The sequence below is a fragment of the Streptomyces sp. NPDC056222 genome (genome assembly GCF_042264065.1).
Classification (GTDB): domain Bacteria; phylum Actinomycetota; class Actinomycetes; order Streptomycetales; family Streptomycetaceae; genus Streptomyces.
In genome coordinates, this window is the sequence record NZ_JBHJTL010000015.1 from 43,754 (window position 1) to 59,059 (window position 15,306).

Sequence of the window (15,306 nt, forward strand, 5' to 3'; positions counted from 1 at the left end):
GATCGCTGCTAGGAGAAGAGGTCCGACACGTCATCGCCGGTGAGCACCGGCGCGCCGGTGTCCGTCTCGGCGGCCAGGCTGATCTTCACCGTATGGGTCTCCGCCGACTTGGCCGCGCCCTTGGCACCGAGCGAGACCACCCAGAAGCGCATGCCGGCGTTGGCCTCGGCCGACTTCTCGACCGCGACCTGAAGCTCCAGGTCGATGGAGTCGATGCGGAACCGCACGTCCTTGCCGGCCGCGTCGAGGCGCGCACGGCTGATCTCCGAGCGGAGCGACGTGAGCAGGTCGGCGAGTTGGATTTCCATGGAGTCCCCCGATGACATGGTGTAACCGGCTGCGGTGGCGCAGGTGTTGAGGGGGTGAAGTGTCTCAGATGAGCATGCTCCTGGAAGGGGATCCGGGGCATATGCGATCACGCACGGACGAGATCCGGCCATCAAGGTCGCGCGCCATCGACGGACAGCGTTCCGGCGGCCGGCAGGGCGGCCGGTCGGCGGCGTCGCCGGGGCGGTGGTCGGAGCTCGGGAGCTCGGCAGAAATGCGCGGGCGGGACTCACGGTCGGTCGGTAGCCTCCGGGCCATGCCTTCATCGCTCCACCTCGAGAAGATCACCCCCGAGAACATCGACGCCGCTCTCTTGCTGCGCGTCCATCCGCATCAGGAGAAGAACGTCGCGCCGGTCGCGACCTCGCTGGCGGAGGCGTACGCCTTCGGTGAGCCCGCCTGGCCGCGGCTGATCTTCGACGGGGACGAGCTCGTCGGATTTCTGATGGCCTTCCTCGACATCCAGTGGGCACCCAAGAAGGACCCCGACGACTACCGCAGCGGACTCTGGCGGCTCAACATTTCCGCCGACCACCAGGGCAAGGGGTACGGCCGCTTCGCCGTCGAGGCCGTCCGCGAGGAGATACGGCGGCGCGGCGGCAGCCTGATGTACGTGTCGTGGGAGCCGGGCGAGGACGGGCCCGGGGACTTCTACCTCAAGCAGGGCTTCCGTACGACCGGCGAGACCTCCGGGGGCCAGACCGTGGGCGTCCTCGACGTCTGACGCCCGGGCCCGTACGACGAAGTCCCGCCCGGAGAACCGGGCGGGACCGTCCCGTCGTACGCGTGCCCTAGCCGGAGCAGCCTCCGCACTGGCACGGCCCACCGGACTGGCAGCCGCAGCCGCAGCCCGAGCCGCACCCGCAGGCGCCGAGGACGGGCAGGAAGACCGCGTCGCGCGGCGTCTCCTGCTGGGGGTCGGTGGTGGCGGATTCAGGCATGGCGTCCCTCCTCGAAGGCGTACGTCGCCTCCCCTCATTCCATGCCCACGTCACCGGGCGCATCAACGGCGCACAGAAGTGCGAGCCCCACCCAGCGCGGACCACGCGCCCCGCCCGCCCACACATCGCACCCCCAGCGGCCCAGGGTCGAGCCGCGAGCAGCGCCGAGCGGTGCTCGCCTACAGCGGCGAGCCGTGCCCGCCGTCAGCAGCGCCCGCCCCCAGCGGCCCGCCGAAGCCGTGCCTCCGCCGCCCCACCCGCCGAGCGGTCCCCACCGTCAGCAGCGGGCCGTGCCTGCCGTTGAGCAGCGCCCGCCCCCAGCGGCCCTCCGCAACCGCGCCCCCGCCGGCCCGCCAAGCCGCGAGCAGCGCCGAGCAGCGCTCTCGCCGATCGGGGCCCCCGTCCGCCGAGCCGCGAGCCGCCCCTCCAAGCCGCGGACGCCGCCGAACCTGCGTCCCAGCGGCGCAGCCGCCGAGCTGCGGACGCCGCCGAAGCAGAGCCCCCGTCCGCCCGTCCGCCGGGCCGCGGCCGCCGCCGAATCAGGGCCCCGTCCGCCGAGCCGCGAGCAGCGCCCAGCCCCGGCCGTCGGCCGAGCAGGGCCCCCCGCCGCTCGCGGCGAACACGCCCCGCCGCCCCCGCAGCGAACCCTGCCGCCCGCCCAAGGGCTACGCGCCCTCGACCGGGGCGTCCGACTGCTGGAGTTCGTCCGCGTGCTCGCCCGTCACCAGGTACACCACGCGCTTCGCCACCGACACCGCGTGGTCCGCGAACCGCTCGTAGTAGCGGCCCAGCAGCGTCACGTCGACCGCCGTCTCGATGCCGTGCTTCCAGCGGTCGTCCATCAGGTGCTGGAACAGCGTCCGGTGCAGCAGGTCCATCTCGTCGTCGTCCTGCTCCAGCTGGAGCGCCAGGTCGACGTCCTTCGTGATGATGACCTCCGCCGCCTTCGCCATCAGGCGCTGCGCCAGCTGACCCATCTCCAGGATCGTCGCGTGCAGGTCACGCGGCACCGCCGTGGCGGGGAAGCGCAGCCGCGCCAGCTTCGCCACGTGCTGCGCCAGGTCGCCCGACCGCTCCAGGTCCGCGCTCATCCGCAGCGAGGTCACCACGATCCGCAGGTCCGTCGCCACCGGCTGCTGCCGCGCGAGCAGCGCTATCGCCCGGGCCTCCAGGTCGTGCTGAAGGTCGTCGACCTTCTGGTCCGCCGCGATCACGCTCTCCGCGAGCTTCAGATCCGCGTCGAGCATCGCCGTCGTGGCGCGCCCGATCGCCGACCCGACAAGGCGGGCCATCTCGACCAGGCCCTCGCCGATCGAGTCAAGTTCCTCGTGGTACGCGTCACGCATCGATGTCCCTCTCTCACAAGCGTCCGGGGTCCGGGTGGGGCTTCGGACCCCCACGCTCCCACGTTCGGCCCCCGACAAGTCAGGAGCGTCCACCTCAAGTGAATGACCTCTTTCCCCCCGGTGAACTCTGGGCGACGCAGGCCACCGTCCTCAACGGTTCAAATGAACCGGCACCGTCCCCTCGGTGAACTCTGGGCGACGACTGTTCGAGCAGCCACTCGGACGGCTGGGAGAGTGTCCGCGACCCCGCATAACCTGGATGCCATGGACGTGAACGCGGCGGTCGCCGCATTGGCTGCGATCGCCGGGGTGTGCACCGGCGTGATCGCCATGCTGGCGTTCCGCTGGAGCGAGCGCGACCAGGCGCGACCCACCCGGACCTCCCTGCACACGGACGCCGTGCTCCCGCCCGGTGTCGACACCGTGCTGTCGGTGCTGCGCTCCTCCGCGGTCGTTCTCGACGAGAGCGACTCCGTGGTGAAGGCCAGCTCGGCGGCGTACGCCCTCGGCCTGGTCCGCGGCGGAAAGCTGGCCGTCGAGCCCATGCTCAACATGGCCCGCGACACCCGCCGTGACGGAGAGATACGGCAGGTCGAGCTCGACCTGCCCCGGCGCGGCACCGGACGCGGCGAGGCCCTCGCCGTCTCCGCCCGCGTGGCACCGCTCGGCTCCCGCCTGGTGCTGCTCCTGGTCGAGGACCTGACGGAGGCCCGCCGTATCGAAGCGGTACGGCGCGACTTCGTCGCCAACGTGAGTCATGAGCTCAAGACTCCGACAGGTGCGCTCTCACTGCTCTCCGAGGCCGTCATGGACGCCTCGGACGACCCCGAGGCGGTCACCCGCTTCGCCGGCCGTATGCAGATAGAGGCGACCCGGCTCACCAACCTCGTACAGGAACTCATCGACCTCTCGCGGGTGCAGAACGACGACCCGCTGGAGGACTCCGAGCCCGTACGGGTGGACGAACTGGTCGCCGAGGCCATCGACCGCTCCCGGCACACCGCCTCCACCAAGCAGATCACCATGGTCTCCGGAGGCACCGCCGACCTGCACGTCTGGGGCAGCCGCGGCCAGCTCGCCGCGGCCCTCGGCAACCTCGTCGAGAACGCGGTCAACTACTCCCCGGCCCGTACGCGGGTGGGCATCGCCGCCCGCCGCGTGGCGGCCCCCGGCGGCGACCTCATCGAGATAGCGGTGACCGACCAGGGCATCGGCATCTCCGAGAAGGACCGCGAGCGGGTCTTCGAACGCTTCTACCGCGTCGACCCGGCCCGCTCCCGCGCCACCGGAGGTACGGGGCTCGGTCTGGCCATCGTCAAGCACGTGGCCGCCTCGCACGGCGGGGAGGTCACCGTCTGGAGCACCGAAGGCCAGGGCTCCACCTTCACCCTGCGGCTGCCCGAGGCGGGCGCCGTTCGGGACCGCCGCCCGCCCGCCTCCACCACCCCCGATCTCATGACCGAACCGCTCCCTGCCCCGGAGGTCCTTCCGTGACCCGAGTGCTCGTCGTCGAGGATGAGGAATCCTTCAGCGACGCCCTGTCGTACATGCTCCGCAAGGAAGGCTTCGAGGTCGCGGTCGCCGCGACCGGGCCCGACGGTCTCGACGAGTTCGAGCGCAACGGAGCGGATCTCGTCCTCCTCGACCTGATGCTGCCCGGGCTGCCCGGCACCGAGGTGTGTCGCCAGCTGCGCGGCCGCTCGAACGTCCCGGTCATCATGGTGACCGCCAAGGACAGCGAGATCGACAAGGTCGTCGGCCTGGAAATAGGAGCCGACGACTACGTGACGAAGCCCTTCTCCTCGCGGGAGCTGGTCGCCCGCATCCGCGCGGTCCTCCGCCGCCGCGGCGAGCCGGAGGAGGTCACCCCCGCGGCCCTGGAGGCCGGCCCGGTCCGCATGGACGTGGACCGCCACGTCGTCACGGTCTCCGGCGGCAAGGTCGACCTCCCGCTGAAGGAGTTCGACCTCCTGGAGATGCTGCTGCGCAACGCGGGCCGTGTCCTGACCCGTATGCAGCTGATCGACCGGGTCTGGGGCGCGGACTACGTCGGCGACACCAAGACCCTCGACGTCCACGTCAAGCGACTCCGGGCGAAGATCGAACCCGACCCGGGCGCGCCGCGCTACCTGGTGACGGTCCGGGGCCTCGGCTACAAGTTCGAGCCGTAGGCCGTCAGCCGCGGGTCGTAAGCCGTAAGCCGTGCGCACAGGGCCCGTCAGCCGCGGGCCGTAAGCCGTGCGCACAGAACCCGGCAGGCGCAGGCCGCGAACCGTGCGCGCAGAGCCCGTACGCAGACGAAAGGGCGCCCCGCCGGAGTGATCCGGTGGGGCGCCCCTTTCGTGCGCCGAGCTGTGCGCTGTGCGCCGTACGTCAGTGGCCGGCGGACGAGTGGCTCGCCTCGCCCGACGGGGTGGCCGTGGAGCCGTCCTCGGCGCCGTGGCCCGCCGTCGAGGTCGCGGTCGGGGTCGCCGTCGGCGAGGCGGCCGGCGGCTTCGGGATCTCGGTCGGGCCGAAGTCCTTGAAGTAGCTGGTCGCCGGGACGACGAACGCCTCCAGGCCCACGTCGCCGGTCTTGCTGAGCTTGAAGACGACCTCCTGCGCGTCGCCGTTCTTCGCGGCCAGTCGGCCGTCCTCGATCGTGGCGGTGGCGTTGCCCTTGCCGCCGATGACGACCGAGCCGCCCGCGGGGACGGTGATCGGGCCGGAGCCCTCGGCGGGCTTCAGGACCACCGTGGCGCGCGTGCCCGGCAGGGTGATCGCGTCGAGGGTCTGCTGGGTGCTGCCGTTGTTGAAGACCGTGGCCGAGACGACGGCGGGGCCCTGCACGGTGGCGTCGGGCTGGGTGATGACGAGCGCGTTCTGGATCTTGACGTCGTCCACGGTGACGGCGGCGTTGTCCGGCTTGACTCCGAGCGTCTGTGCGTTGTTGCCGGCGCCACAGGCGGACAGCGAGGCGATCGAGATCACGATGGCGGTGGCGGCGAGGGCGCCGCGTCGAAGGCTGCGGCTCACGGCGGCGGCATCTCCTAGGACGTACGGACGGGCTAAGGGCGGCCGGCTGGGGTCGAGCAGGATCAACCGGCTAAGGAAGAGCTAAAGGTGCGTCAGCGCGCTTAGGTTACCGAGCCGCACTCTCCGTCCCGCACCCGACCCGCCCCTTCGCGCCCCCGGGCCCTCCGGGTGCGCTCCGTGTGCCATGCACGAGCCCTCCGTGATGGCCGGATCGCGACCCATTGGCGCGCCGTTCACATAACCGCCTTGATCAATTCGACGGGAGTCCGCGCATTCCTCCGCCCGCCCCGCGGAAAAACCCCGCAGCGGTGCTCGGGTGATCAATTCGGGATTCGAAGCCGGAAGCATCCGTACGGGTGACCGATCCTCGAACGGAGTACATGGAGAGGGGCGACGCGAACCGGTCAAAACAGGACATCGTTCCCCCTTCGGAGCCCTCCGGGCGGGTGTAACGTGCGCGTTTCTCTCCGTCCGTGCAGCTGCTCCGACCTGCGAATACCGCCTTCCGCAAGCCCTCCGCAGCACGTTCGCGTCGCTGTTGTCAAGCCCCGAGATATGCCCTGACCTGCGAAAACGCCATTCAGAAGAAGCCGTATCCGTGTTACCCTGGATAGCCACGGAAGGGGTACCTGTCACATGACGTTCAAGGTTGGCGACACCGTGGTCTATCCCCATCACGGGGCCGCGCTGATCGAGGCCATCGAAACTCGCCAGATCAAAGGCGTGGACAAGACCTACTTGGTGCTCAAGGTCGCCCAGGGCGACCTGACGGTTCGTGTGCCGGCGGACAATGCGGAGTTCGTCGGTGTTCGCGATGTGGTCGGTCAGGACGGGCTGGACCGGGTCTTCGAGGTGCTGCGTGCGCCGTACGCCGAAGAGCCGACCAACTGGTCGCGCCGCTACAAGGCAAATCTCGAGAAGCTCGCCTCCGGCGATGTCATCAAGGTCGCCGAAGTAGTTCGCGACCTGTGGCGCCGGGAGCGCGAGCGCGGGCTGTCCGCAGGTGAGAAGCGCATGCTCGCCAAGGCTCGGCAGATCCTGGTGAGCGAGCTGGCCCTCGCGGAGAACACGAACGAGGACAAGGCCGAGGCTCTCCTCGACGAGGTCCTCGCGTCCTGAATGAAGCGATGCCGCGGTGCCCGTTGACGTGCTGTGAACCTCACAGCACTGTCGCCGGGCGCTGCGGCATGTTCGCGTCCTTGCGAACCGTTCACCGCGTCCATGACCGCCGTACCGACGATCGCCGCCGCACCGACATCCGGTCGCCCGATGATCACCGCCGTACCGACATTCCATCGCTCGACGTCCGTCGCCTCGCGATCCGGCCGTCCACGGCGCTGCTACAACCGCCCCCCTCGCGTCCTCCAGTGCCACATCCCCTGTGCCGCGCGGTACGCCCCGACCGTCGTCACGGAAAGGGCCCGGTCAAGGCGTCGCGTCCAGCACTCCCCCAGACTTCGTCCGGGGGACCCCCAAGGCCATACCCATGTCGGCCGAGGAAACAAACCTGCCGGAGTGCAACCGATGACAGACGAAACGCGTCCCGCGCGCACCGCCGCTGTGATCCCCGCGGCGGGCCGGGGCGTACGGCTCGGCCCGGGCGCCCCCAAGGCGCTCCGCGCGCTGAACGGCACGCCCATGCTCATCCACGCCGTCCGGGCGATGGCCGCCTCACGCGCCGTCTCCCTCGTCGTCGTGGTCGCCCCCTCCGACGGCGCGGCCGAGGTCAAGAACCTCCTCGACGCGCACGCCCTGCCCGAGCGGACCGACTACCTCGTCGTCCCCGGCGGCGACACCCGCCAGGAATCCGTACGCCTCGGCCTCGAAGCGCTGCCCGAGGGCATCTCCACGGTCCTCGTCCACGACGCGGCCCGCCCGCTCGTCCCCGTCGACACCGTCGACGCCGTCATCGAGGCCGTACGGGACGGGGCCGTCGCCGTCGTCCCCGCGCTCCCGGTCGCCGACACGGTCAAGGAGGTCGAACCCGCGGAGACGAAGGGCGACCCCGAGAGCGTCGTCGCCACCCCCGAACGCTCCCGGCTCCGCGCTGTCCAGACCCCGCAGGGCTTCGACTACGAGACCCTCGTCAACGCGCACGCGACCGTCGCCCTCACCGGTGACGGTGCCACCGACGACGCCGGCATGGTCGAGCGGCTCGGCGCGCCCGTCGTGGTCGTCCCCGGCCACGAGGAGGCGTTCAAGGTGACCCGTCCGCTCGATCTCGTACTGGCCGAGGCCGTACTCGCCCGCAGGAGGGCCAACGATGGCTTCTGACCGCCCCCTCATCCCCCGGACCGGTATCGGCACCGACGTCCATGCCTTCGAGAAGGGCCGCGAGCTGTGGTGCGCGGGCCTCCTCTGGGAGGACGAGGAGTACGGGCTCGCCGGGCACTCCGACGGGGACGTCGCCGCCCACGCCGCCTGCGACGCGCTCTTCTCCGCCGCCGGCATCGGCGACCTCGGCGCCCACTTCGGCACCTCCCGCCCCGAGTGGTCCGGCGCCGCCGGCGTGACCCTCCTCGCCGAGGCCGCCCGCATCGTCCGCGCCGAGGGGTACGAGATCGGCAACGTCGCCGTCCAGGTCATCGGCGTCCGCCCCAAGGTCGGCAAGCGGCGCGACGAGGCGCAGAAGGCGCTGAGCGAGGCGGTGGGCGCCCCCGTCTCCGTCTCCGGCACGACGACGGACGGCCTCGGCCTCACCGGCCGCGCCGAAGGCCTGGCGGCACTCGCGACCGCACTGGTCTACCGACCGGCCTGACGCACCGGCGGGCGACGCGGTGCCGTACGGCCTGACGTACGGGCCGGGCGCCGCGCCTCATGGCGCACCGGACGGCGCTGCTATGCCGCTTGCCCGGCGGGCGCGCTGCCGGGCGGCCCGCGCCGCCGGGCGCACCGGCCCGCCGTACCGCGCTGCCCGGCGCACTGGACCGCGCCGTCCGTCGCCCCGCACCAACCCGCCGTACCGCCCCCACCCGGCGCACCGCACCGGCCCGCCGGACCGCGCCGCTCCGGCGCACCGCACCGCCCCGCCCGACCCACTGGACCGGCCCGCCGTGCCGCCCCGGCCTGACGCACCGCCGGAAAAATCCCGCTCCGCGACCCGCGATCGGTCGCGGGGCACTACCACACGCCCACTACCCTGGAGTGGTGACTATTCGCCTGTACGACACCAGCGCCCGGCAGATCCGTGACTTCACCCCGCTCACACCGGGCTGTGTCTCGATCTACCTCTGTGGCGCCACCGTCCAGGCCGCCCCGCACATCGGCCACATCCGTTCGGGGCTGAACTTCGACATCATGCGCCGCTGGTTCGAGTACCGCGGCTACGACGTCACGTTCATCCGCAACGTCACCGACATCGACGACAAGATCATTGCCAAGGCCACCGACCAGGGCCGCCCCTGGTGGTCCATCGGCTACGAGAACGAGCGCGCCTTCAACTCCGGTTACGACGCGCTCGGTTGCCTCCCGCCCACGTACGAGCCCCGCGCCACCGGCCATGTCACCGAGATGGTCGAGATGATGCGCGGACTCATCGAGCGAGGTCACGCCTACGAGGCCGACGGCAGCGTCTACTTCGACGTCCGGTCGTTCCCCGGCTACCTCGCCCTGTCCAACCAGGACATCGACGACCTGCGCCAGCCCACCGAGGAAGGCATCACCGGCAAGCGCGACCCGCGCGACTTCGCCATGTGGAAGGCCACCAAGCCCGGCGAGCCGGACTGGGAGACCCCGTGGGGCCGCGGCCGGCCCGGCTGGCACCTGGAGTGCTCGGCCATGGCCCACAAGTACCTCGGCTCCGCCTTCGACATCCACGGCGGCGGGCTCGACCTGATCTTCCCCCACCACGAGAACGAGATCGCCCAGGCCAAGGCCTTCGGCGACGACTTCGCCTCGTACTGGGTGCACAACGCCTGGGTCACCATGAGCGGCGAGAAGATGTCCAAGTCGCTCGGCAACTCGGTGCTCGTCTCCGAGATGGTCAAGAACTGGCGCCCGATCGTCCTGCGCTACTACCTGGGCACCCCGCACTACCGCTCGATGATCGAGTACAGCGAGGAGTCCCTGCGCGAGGCCGAGTCCGCGTTCGCGCGGATCGAGGGCTTCGTCCAGCGCGTCACCGAGAAGGCGGGCAAGACCGTCCCGCCCGCCCCCGAGGTGCCGCTCGCCTTCGCCGAGGCCATGGACGACGACCTGGGCGTCCCGCAGGCGCTCGCGATCATCCACACCACCGTCCGCCAGGGCAACAGCGCCCTCGCGGCCGATGACAAGGACGAGGCCATCGCCCGCCTGGCCGAGGTCCGGGCCATGCTCGGCGTCCTCGGTCTGGACCCCCTCGACCCGCACTGGGCCGAGGAGACCGACCGCGGCGAGGAGCTCCATGGCGTCGTCGACACCCTCGTACGGCTCGTTCTCCAGCAGCGCGAGTCGGCCCGCGAGCGCAAGGACTGGGCGACCGCGGACGCGATCCGCGACCAGCTCGGTCAGTCCGGCCTCGCCATCGAGGACAGCCCCGACGGCCCCCGCTGGACGCTGGGCAACCGCTGATGATGTGCCGCTCGGGGAGTCGGGCGGCACACTTCACCTACAGACCTATGTACGCAACACCGAGGATTAGGTAGTCATGGCCGGGAACAGCCAGCGCAGAAACCGCCGCACGTCCAACAAGAAGGGCGCGACGGTCGGCAGCGGTGGCCAGCGGCGCAAGGGCCTCGAGGGCAAGGGCCCCACGCCGCCCGCCTCCGCCCGCAAGGGTCACAAGAAGAACCGCATCGCCAACGCCCAGGCCAAGCACGCCGCCGCCCGCCGGCCCGCCCCGCGCCGCGGCGGCCCCAAGGGCACCTCGGAGATGGTCGTCGGCCGTAACCCGGTCTTCGAGGCGCTGCGCGACGGCGTCCCCGCGACCACGCTCTACGTCCAGCAGTTCATCGACAACGACGAGCGCGTCCGCGACGTCCTCAAGCTCGCCGGCGACCGCGGCAACATCAATCTGATGGAGGCCCCGCGCCAGGAGCTCGACCGGATGACGAACGGCCTGAACCACCAGGGCCTCGTCCTCCAGGTCCCGCCCTACGAGTACGCGCACCCCGAGGACCTCACCGCGGCCGCCTACGACGCCCACGAGGACCCGCTCATCGTCGCCCTCGACGGCGTCACCGACCCCCGCAACCTCGGCGCGATCGTCCGCTCCGTCTCCGCCTTCGGGGGCCACGGCGTCGTCGTCCCCGAGCGCCGCGCGGCCGGCATGACCGCCGGCGCCTGGAAGTCCTCGGCCGGCACCGCCGCCCGTACCCCGGTCTCCCGCGTCACCAACCTGACCCGGGCGCTGGAGGGCTTCCAGAAGGAGGGCCTCACGGTCGTCGGCCTCGCCGCCGACGGCGAGCACACGGTCGAGGACCTGGAGGCGCTCGACGGCCCGGTCGTCATCGTCATCGGCAGCGAGGGCAAGGGCCTCGGCCGCCTCGTCGGCGAGACCTGCGACTACCGCGTCCGCATCTCGATGCCGGGCGGCGCCGAATCCCTGAACGCCGGCGTCGCCGCGGGCATCGTCCTCTACGAGGTCGCCCGCCGCCGCCAGGGCTGAACCGCCGACACCGGCAACCGCACCCGCGCCCGCCTCAGGCCGTCAGGCCTGCCAGGCGGGCGCGCGTCATGGTGGCGATGGTGAAGCCGTCCGTGATCCGCCCGTCGGCGATCATGGACTCCGCCTCCGCGAACGGCAGCGTCAGCGAGCTGCGGATGCCCTCGCCCACGCCCAGCCGCCCCACCGCGCCGATCCGGGCCGCGAACAGCAGCACCCGGTCGCCCGTCACCCCCGAATCGGGATGCAGGGAACCGAGCGGGATCAGCTCCCGCACCCGCGCCCCGATCTCCTCGCCGAGCTCCTTCGCGGCGTTCGCCTCGCCCGTCAGACCTCGGGTGCCGAACCCGCGCGGAATCTCCCACTGCCAGGACCGCGTCGCGTGCCGGTAGTGCTCGATCAGCACCATCCCGTCGCCCAGGAGCGGCAGGATCACACACCCCGGCTCGGCGGCCCGGCTCAGCGAGCGGATGTACGTACCCGTACGGCCGTCGGGGAAGCGCACGGCGTCCCGTACGAGCATCACGTACGGGTCCTGGTACAGCACCCCGCCCGCGGCCTCGACGGCGGCCGGATCCGTGAGGATCTCGATGCCGCCCGGGTCGTTCCGGAACAGCTCCGGCCGCTCGCTGCGCAGCAGCTCGTACCGCCGCACCGGCTCCCTGCTCATGCTCTTCCCCTCCGGCCCGGCCGGGCCGCCGGACACGTCCTAGCCGTGCCGCCCCTGCTGGTCGGCCTGCCCGTTCCCACCGGGCGCCCGCCCGGTCTCGACGACACGACCGCCGTACGCCCCCAGGATGGCCTCCCAGTCCTTCTTCAGGTTGCCCAGCCGAAGCGTCGGCAATGTCAGCGAGTGTCCGAGGCCCGAGCGGCGGTCCCTGGCACCGCGGTCCCAGAACTCCAGACGGACGCTCAGCGCCCCGCCCACCGCCGTCAGCATCTGCAGCGAACCGGCGAGCAGCGACACCTCCTCGCCACTCGCGACCTGCAGCGCCACCCCGCCCGACTCGAGCACCAGCAACGTGGTGATCTCCCGGGCGAACCCCTGGCGCGAACTGCTGGCCGCGCGCGCCGCCTTCAGCATCCGAGCATGGTTCCGGGCGATCGTCGCGGTCCGCGCCGAGAACTCCTCCGAACTCGGAATCCGGCCGTCCCGGAAGCTGCGGTGGATGAACGCGTCCAACGACGCCACATACGCCTGCCACTCACCCGTCTCGCGCAGACCGATGATGTCGGCCAGCGACAGACCGGCGTACGAGTTCGGCCCGTCGACCGCCCGGTGCAGCGAATCCGCGACCAGGTTCCGCACCAGACGGCCGACCGCCTCAGGATCCTGTGCCTGCGCGTCGGGCGAGACCTCCTCCTGAAGCGTGCGGCGCGGCGGAGAGCCCGGCGGCGTCGCCGCGACGAGCCCGCTCGCGTCCGGCACCCCCAGGCTGTACATGAGGTCGATCAGCTGCTTCGTCGGCACGATCTCGTCGCCGTCCCGCAGCAGGTTCTCGTGCGGGGCCGTGCCGGGGCGGGTGAGGAACTGCTCGTAGAGCGCGCTCCGGCTGATGTTGCTCGTCCGGTCCTGGGAGGCCGCCCACACGAGGATGTCCTTCAGGATCCCCTCGCCCATCGCGTGGGCCAGCTCCTCCGGAATACCGAGGTCCTTCGCGAGCTGCGGGGCACGCAGCCACCGCAGCCCCGCCAGCTGCCGCGTGAAGCGCTGGCCGATGCGGTCGGCTCCGGTCCGGTTCGCCTCCTCGTCCCAGTCCAGACGCACGAACGCCGGGTCGGACTCCTCCGAGACCAGCCGCCGCCAGGCACGGCCGGCGACCGCGTCGTGCGTGAAGGGAAAGTCCTCGGTGCCGTCCCGCTCCCTGTACAGATACGGGACGATCACACGGTCGTTCAGCAGCTGCGCGAACGCCTTGCGGTCACCCGCCTCCGCCTGCGGGACGAAGTTCGAGTACAGCGCCTCGTTGTTCACGAAGAAGGCCCGATTGACCACCAGGGTCCCGCTGTTGACGAGCGAGCGGCGCAACTCGGCGGAGGCTGCCGCGATGCCTCCGGGCACCCTCCGAGGAGCACCCGGCTCCTGGCGGCCCGCGGCCAACTCCGCCGGGAACCACTGGTCGTCGAGCGCCTGGGCCATCACCGGGTAGTTCGTCAGGTCCGAGAACACGAGCTGGTTCCCCCGCCGCGCCGGCTCCGGCGCGGACGGGGCGCCCGGCGTGTCCGGTGCGGGCTCCGATCCCGGCAACGGGGCTCCGTCCGAAGCCCGTTGCTGTGGGACCTGTAGTGGTGGCGGCGGACCGGGCTGACCGTTCCGACCGTGCTGAATGGGGCTGGCCACGATGTCGCTCCCCTCGACTGGCGTCCCGCGATTGTAAAGTCAACTGACGGCGCATCATGGAACAACCGTTCCCCCGGCCGTGCACCCCAGTGACATTGATCTTGACGGGCCTCGGACATTTCCCGCCCGTCAAGGCAGTGTCCTAATCCCGCGTCACTCGGTTAGATGAGTGTGGACACCAGAACGCCCCGGCCGGGGTTCGACGATCAGCCCGCGCTGAGCATGGTCAAAGTGGATTCCGACCCCGCGCAGGTCATCGTGAACCACGCCAGCTTCCGTGTGCGGCTCGCGCCGGCCCAGCAGCCGAAGTTCGCCGCCGCCTCCCGCGGTTCGGCCCTCGCCGGAGTGAGTGCGGGCGCGGCCGCCGGGCGCCGGCGGCCCGTCGTGTGGACCGGAAGGTCCGCGCCCGGCGACCCCGGCGCCACCGGACTGCTCCAGGCCGTACGGGAGTCCTCGGTCTCCACGCTGGAGCCCCCGGGACCCCTCGACGCGGGCATCACCCAGGCCATCCCGCGCATCGACGACACCATGCCCACCCCTGTCGTCCCCGCCGAGTCCGCCCCGCTCCTGCCGCCCATGCGGCGCGCCGAAGGCGCCTACGACGGGGCGTACGGCGGCAACTCGCATTACGGCCCGCACGACGGTCCGTACGAGGCGGCCTACGGGGACGACCGGGACGACCGGGACGCCGACGACGAGTACCGCAACCGCCCGCACCGCCACGGCGCGGACCCGGTCCGCCACGCCTACTACCCCGGGCGTCGGATGAACCTCGGCGTCGTACTCCTCCCGCTCCGCGTCTTCCTCGGCTTCATCTCCATCTACGCCGGCATGGGCAAGCTCTGCGACCCCGTCTACTTCGACGGCGGCGAACGCGGCTCCATGGTCAAGTGGCTCAACTCGCTGAACCCCTGGGCCCTCGCCGAACCCCTTCGCGACTTCGCCCTCCAGCACCCGGTCGGCGCCGGACTCACCGTCGCCTTCCTCCAGGTCGTCGTCGGTGTCCTCACCGTCTTCGGACTCTGGCAGCGCGTCGCCGCCGTCATCGGCGCCCTGCTCTCCGCCGCGCTCCTGCTCACCGTCAGCTGGAAGAGCGTCCCCGTCTACGACTCCGCCGACATCATCTTCCTCGCCGCCTGGTCCCCGCTGATCATCGCCGGCGCCCCCGTCTACTCCATCGACGGACGCCTCGCCGGCGAAGCCTGGCGCACCCTCGGACCCCGCTCCGAACTCTGGGATCTCCGCCGTCGTGTCCTGCGCCGCGGCGCCCTCGTCGCCTCCGTCGTCGTCGGCCTCACGCTCCTCCTCGGCTCCATGCTCGGAGGCGCCGTACGGTCCACCGAGATGGTCACCGTGCCCGGCCCCAACGACGACCCGATCAACCACCTCCCCGGCCGGTCCCTCCCGCAGGAGTCCGGCGAGCGCAGCCCCTCCCAGTCCGCCTCCACCCGCCCCAAGCCGTCCGCGACGGCCGGCGCGAGCGGCGAGCGCGAGGAGAAGGAGAAGGCCAAGCCGAGCGAGACCGTACGGGAGACCGGCCGGATCTCGGAGAGCCGCCCGACCGCGACCCGCGGCACCGACAGCACCCCGAGCCAGTCCAGGCCCGCGGCCCCGCCGTCCACCAGCTCCGGCCCGACCAGCTCGGGCGGCACGAGCAGCGGCGGCGGCACCGGCACCACCGACCCCACGAGCGGCTCCACCTCGGGCGGCAACCGGAACCCGATCGGCGGCCTCCTGGGCTGACGCCCCCGCTCG

At 71.6% G+C, this 15,306-nt stretch carries 15 protein-coding genes; 9 read left to right on the top strand and 6 right to left on the bottom strand.

All coding sequences use genetic code 11. The features are described 5' to 3' along the window. Positions 1-8: 8 nt before the first annotated feature. Entirely contained in the window at positions 9-308 is a 300-nt protein-coding gene (locus ACFC0D_RS10280; protein ID WP_376433190.1) for a trypco2 family protein, read from the bottom strand. 275 nt (positions 309-583) lie between these two features. Between ACFC0D_RS10280 and ACFC0D_RS10285 the strand changes: the two genes are divergently transcribed. Then, positions 584-1,051, top strand: coding sequence for a GNAT family N-acetyltransferase (locus ACFC0D_RS10285; protein ID WP_376433192.1), 468 nt, complete (start codon positions 584-586; stop codon positions 1,049-1,051). 67 nt (positions 1,052-1,118) lie between these two features. Here ACFC0D_RS10285 and ACFC0D_RS10290 read toward each other — a convergent pair whose 3' ends face one another. Both ACFC0D_RS10290 and phoU read right to left on the bottom strand, forming a co-directional pair. After that, positions 1,119-1,268, bottom strand: coding sequence for a hypothetical protein (locus ACFC0D_RS10290; protein ID WP_376433194.1), 150 nt, complete (start codon positions 1,266-1,268; stop codon positions 1,119-1,121). Between the two features lie 665 nt (positions 1,269-1,933). Then, entirely contained in the window at positions 1,934-2,614 is a 681-nt protein-coding gene (gene phoU, locus ACFC0D_RS10295) for a phosphate signaling complex protein PhoU (RefSeq protein WP_361436928.1), read from the bottom strand. Between the two features lie 264 nt (positions 2,615-2,878). Between phoU and ACFC0D_RS10300 the strand changes: the two genes are divergently transcribed. Both ACFC0D_RS10300 and ACFC0D_RS10305 read left to right on the top strand, forming a co-directional pair. Further along, positions 2,879-4,108, top strand: a complete 1,230-nt coding sequence (locus ACFC0D_RS10300) for a sensor histidine kinase (protein ID WP_376433197.1) — start codon at positions 2,879-2,881, stop codon at positions 4,106-4,108. Beyond that, a complete protein-coding gene (locus ACFC0D_RS10305) occupies positions 4,105-4,785 on the top strand; it encodes a response regulator transcription factor (RefSeq protein ID WP_017242433.1) in 681 nt (226 codons plus the stop codon). The genes ACFC0D_RS10300 and ACFC0D_RS10305 overlap by 4 nt, the downstream gene beginning before the upstream one ends. Before the next feature lie 202 nt (positions 4,786-4,987). Here the strand turns inward: ACFC0D_RS10305 and ACFC0D_RS10310 are convergent, their stop codons facing one another. Further along, a complete protein-coding gene (locus ACFC0D_RS10310; RefSeq protein ID WP_376433199.1) occupies positions 4,988-5,629 on the bottom strand; it encodes a DUF461 domain-containing protein in 642 nt (213 codons plus the stop codon). A 636-nt stretch (positions 5,630-6,265) separates the two neighbouring features. On the opposite strand from ACFC0D_RS10310, the gene ACFC0D_RS10315 reads away from it, so the two are divergent. The 5 genes from ACFC0D_RS10315 (at position 6,266) to rlmB (ending at position 11,213) form a co-directional block, all read left to right on the top strand. Further along, positions 6,266-6,748, top strand: coding sequence for a CarD family transcriptional regulator (locus ACFC0D_RS10315; RefSeq protein ID WP_003953493.1), 483 nt, complete (start codon positions 6,266-6,268; stop codon positions 6,746-6,748). Positions 6,749-7,153: 405 nt separating this feature from the next. Next, positions 7,154-7,903, top strand: a complete 750-nt coding sequence (gene ispD, locus ACFC0D_RS10320; RefSeq protein ID WP_376433201.1) for a 2-C-methyl-D-erythritol 4-phosphate cytidylyltransferase — start codon at positions 7,154-7,156, stop codon at positions 7,901-7,903. Next, positions 7,893-8,387: a 2-C-methyl-D-erythritol 2,4-cyclodiphosphate synthase gene (gene ispF / locus ACFC0D_RS10325; RefSeq protein WP_376433203.1), complete on the top strand. Its 495-nt coding sequence runs from the start codon at positions 7,893-7,895 to the stop codon at positions 8,385-8,387. The genes ispD and ispF overlap by 11 nt, the downstream gene beginning before the upstream one ends. Before the next feature lie 389 nt (positions 8,388-8,776). Beyond that, on the top strand, positions 8,777-10,177 hold the full coding sequence (gene cysS, locus ACFC0D_RS10330; RefSeq protein WP_376433205.1) for a cysteine--tRNA ligase: 1,401 nt from the start codon (positions 8,777-8,779) through the stop codon (positions 10,175-10,177). Positions 10,178-10,253: 76 nt separating this feature from the next. After that, complete coding sequence (gene rlmB / locus ACFC0D_RS10335) at positions 10,254-11,213, top strand: 23S rRNA (guanosine(2251)-2'-O)-methyltransferase RlmB (RefSeq protein ID WP_362366517.1); 960 nt, start codon at positions 10,254-10,256, stop codon at positions 11,211-11,213. 34 nt (positions 11,214-11,247) lie between these two features. Here the strand turns inward: rlmB and ACFC0D_RS10340 are convergent, their stop codons facing one another. Together ACFC0D_RS10340 and ACFC0D_RS10345 are read right to left on the bottom strand one after the other, a co-directional pair. Further along, positions 11,248-11,880: an NUDIX hydrolase gene (locus tag ACFC0D_RS10340; RefSeq protein ID WP_376433208.1), complete on the bottom strand. Its 633-nt coding sequence runs from the start codon at positions 11,878-11,880 to the stop codon at positions 11,248-11,250. 39 nt (positions 11,881-11,919) lie between these two features. Continuing rightward, positions 11,920-13,380: a hypothetical protein gene (locus ACFC0D_RS10345; RefSeq protein ID WP_376433210.1), complete on the bottom strand. Its 1,461-nt coding sequence runs from the start codon at positions 13,378-13,380 to the stop codon at positions 11,920-11,922. Positions 13,381-13,716: 336 nt separating this feature from the next. Between ACFC0D_RS10345 and ACFC0D_RS10350 the strand changes: the two genes are divergently transcribed. After that, positions 13,717-15,294 carry a DoxX family protein gene (locus tag ACFC0D_RS10350; protein WP_376433212.1) on the top strand — a complete coding sequence of 526 codons (1,578 nt, stop codon included), beginning with the start codon at positions 13,717-13,719 and terminating at the stop codon, positions 15,292-15,294. Positions 15,295-15,306 lie beyond the last annotated feature (12 nt).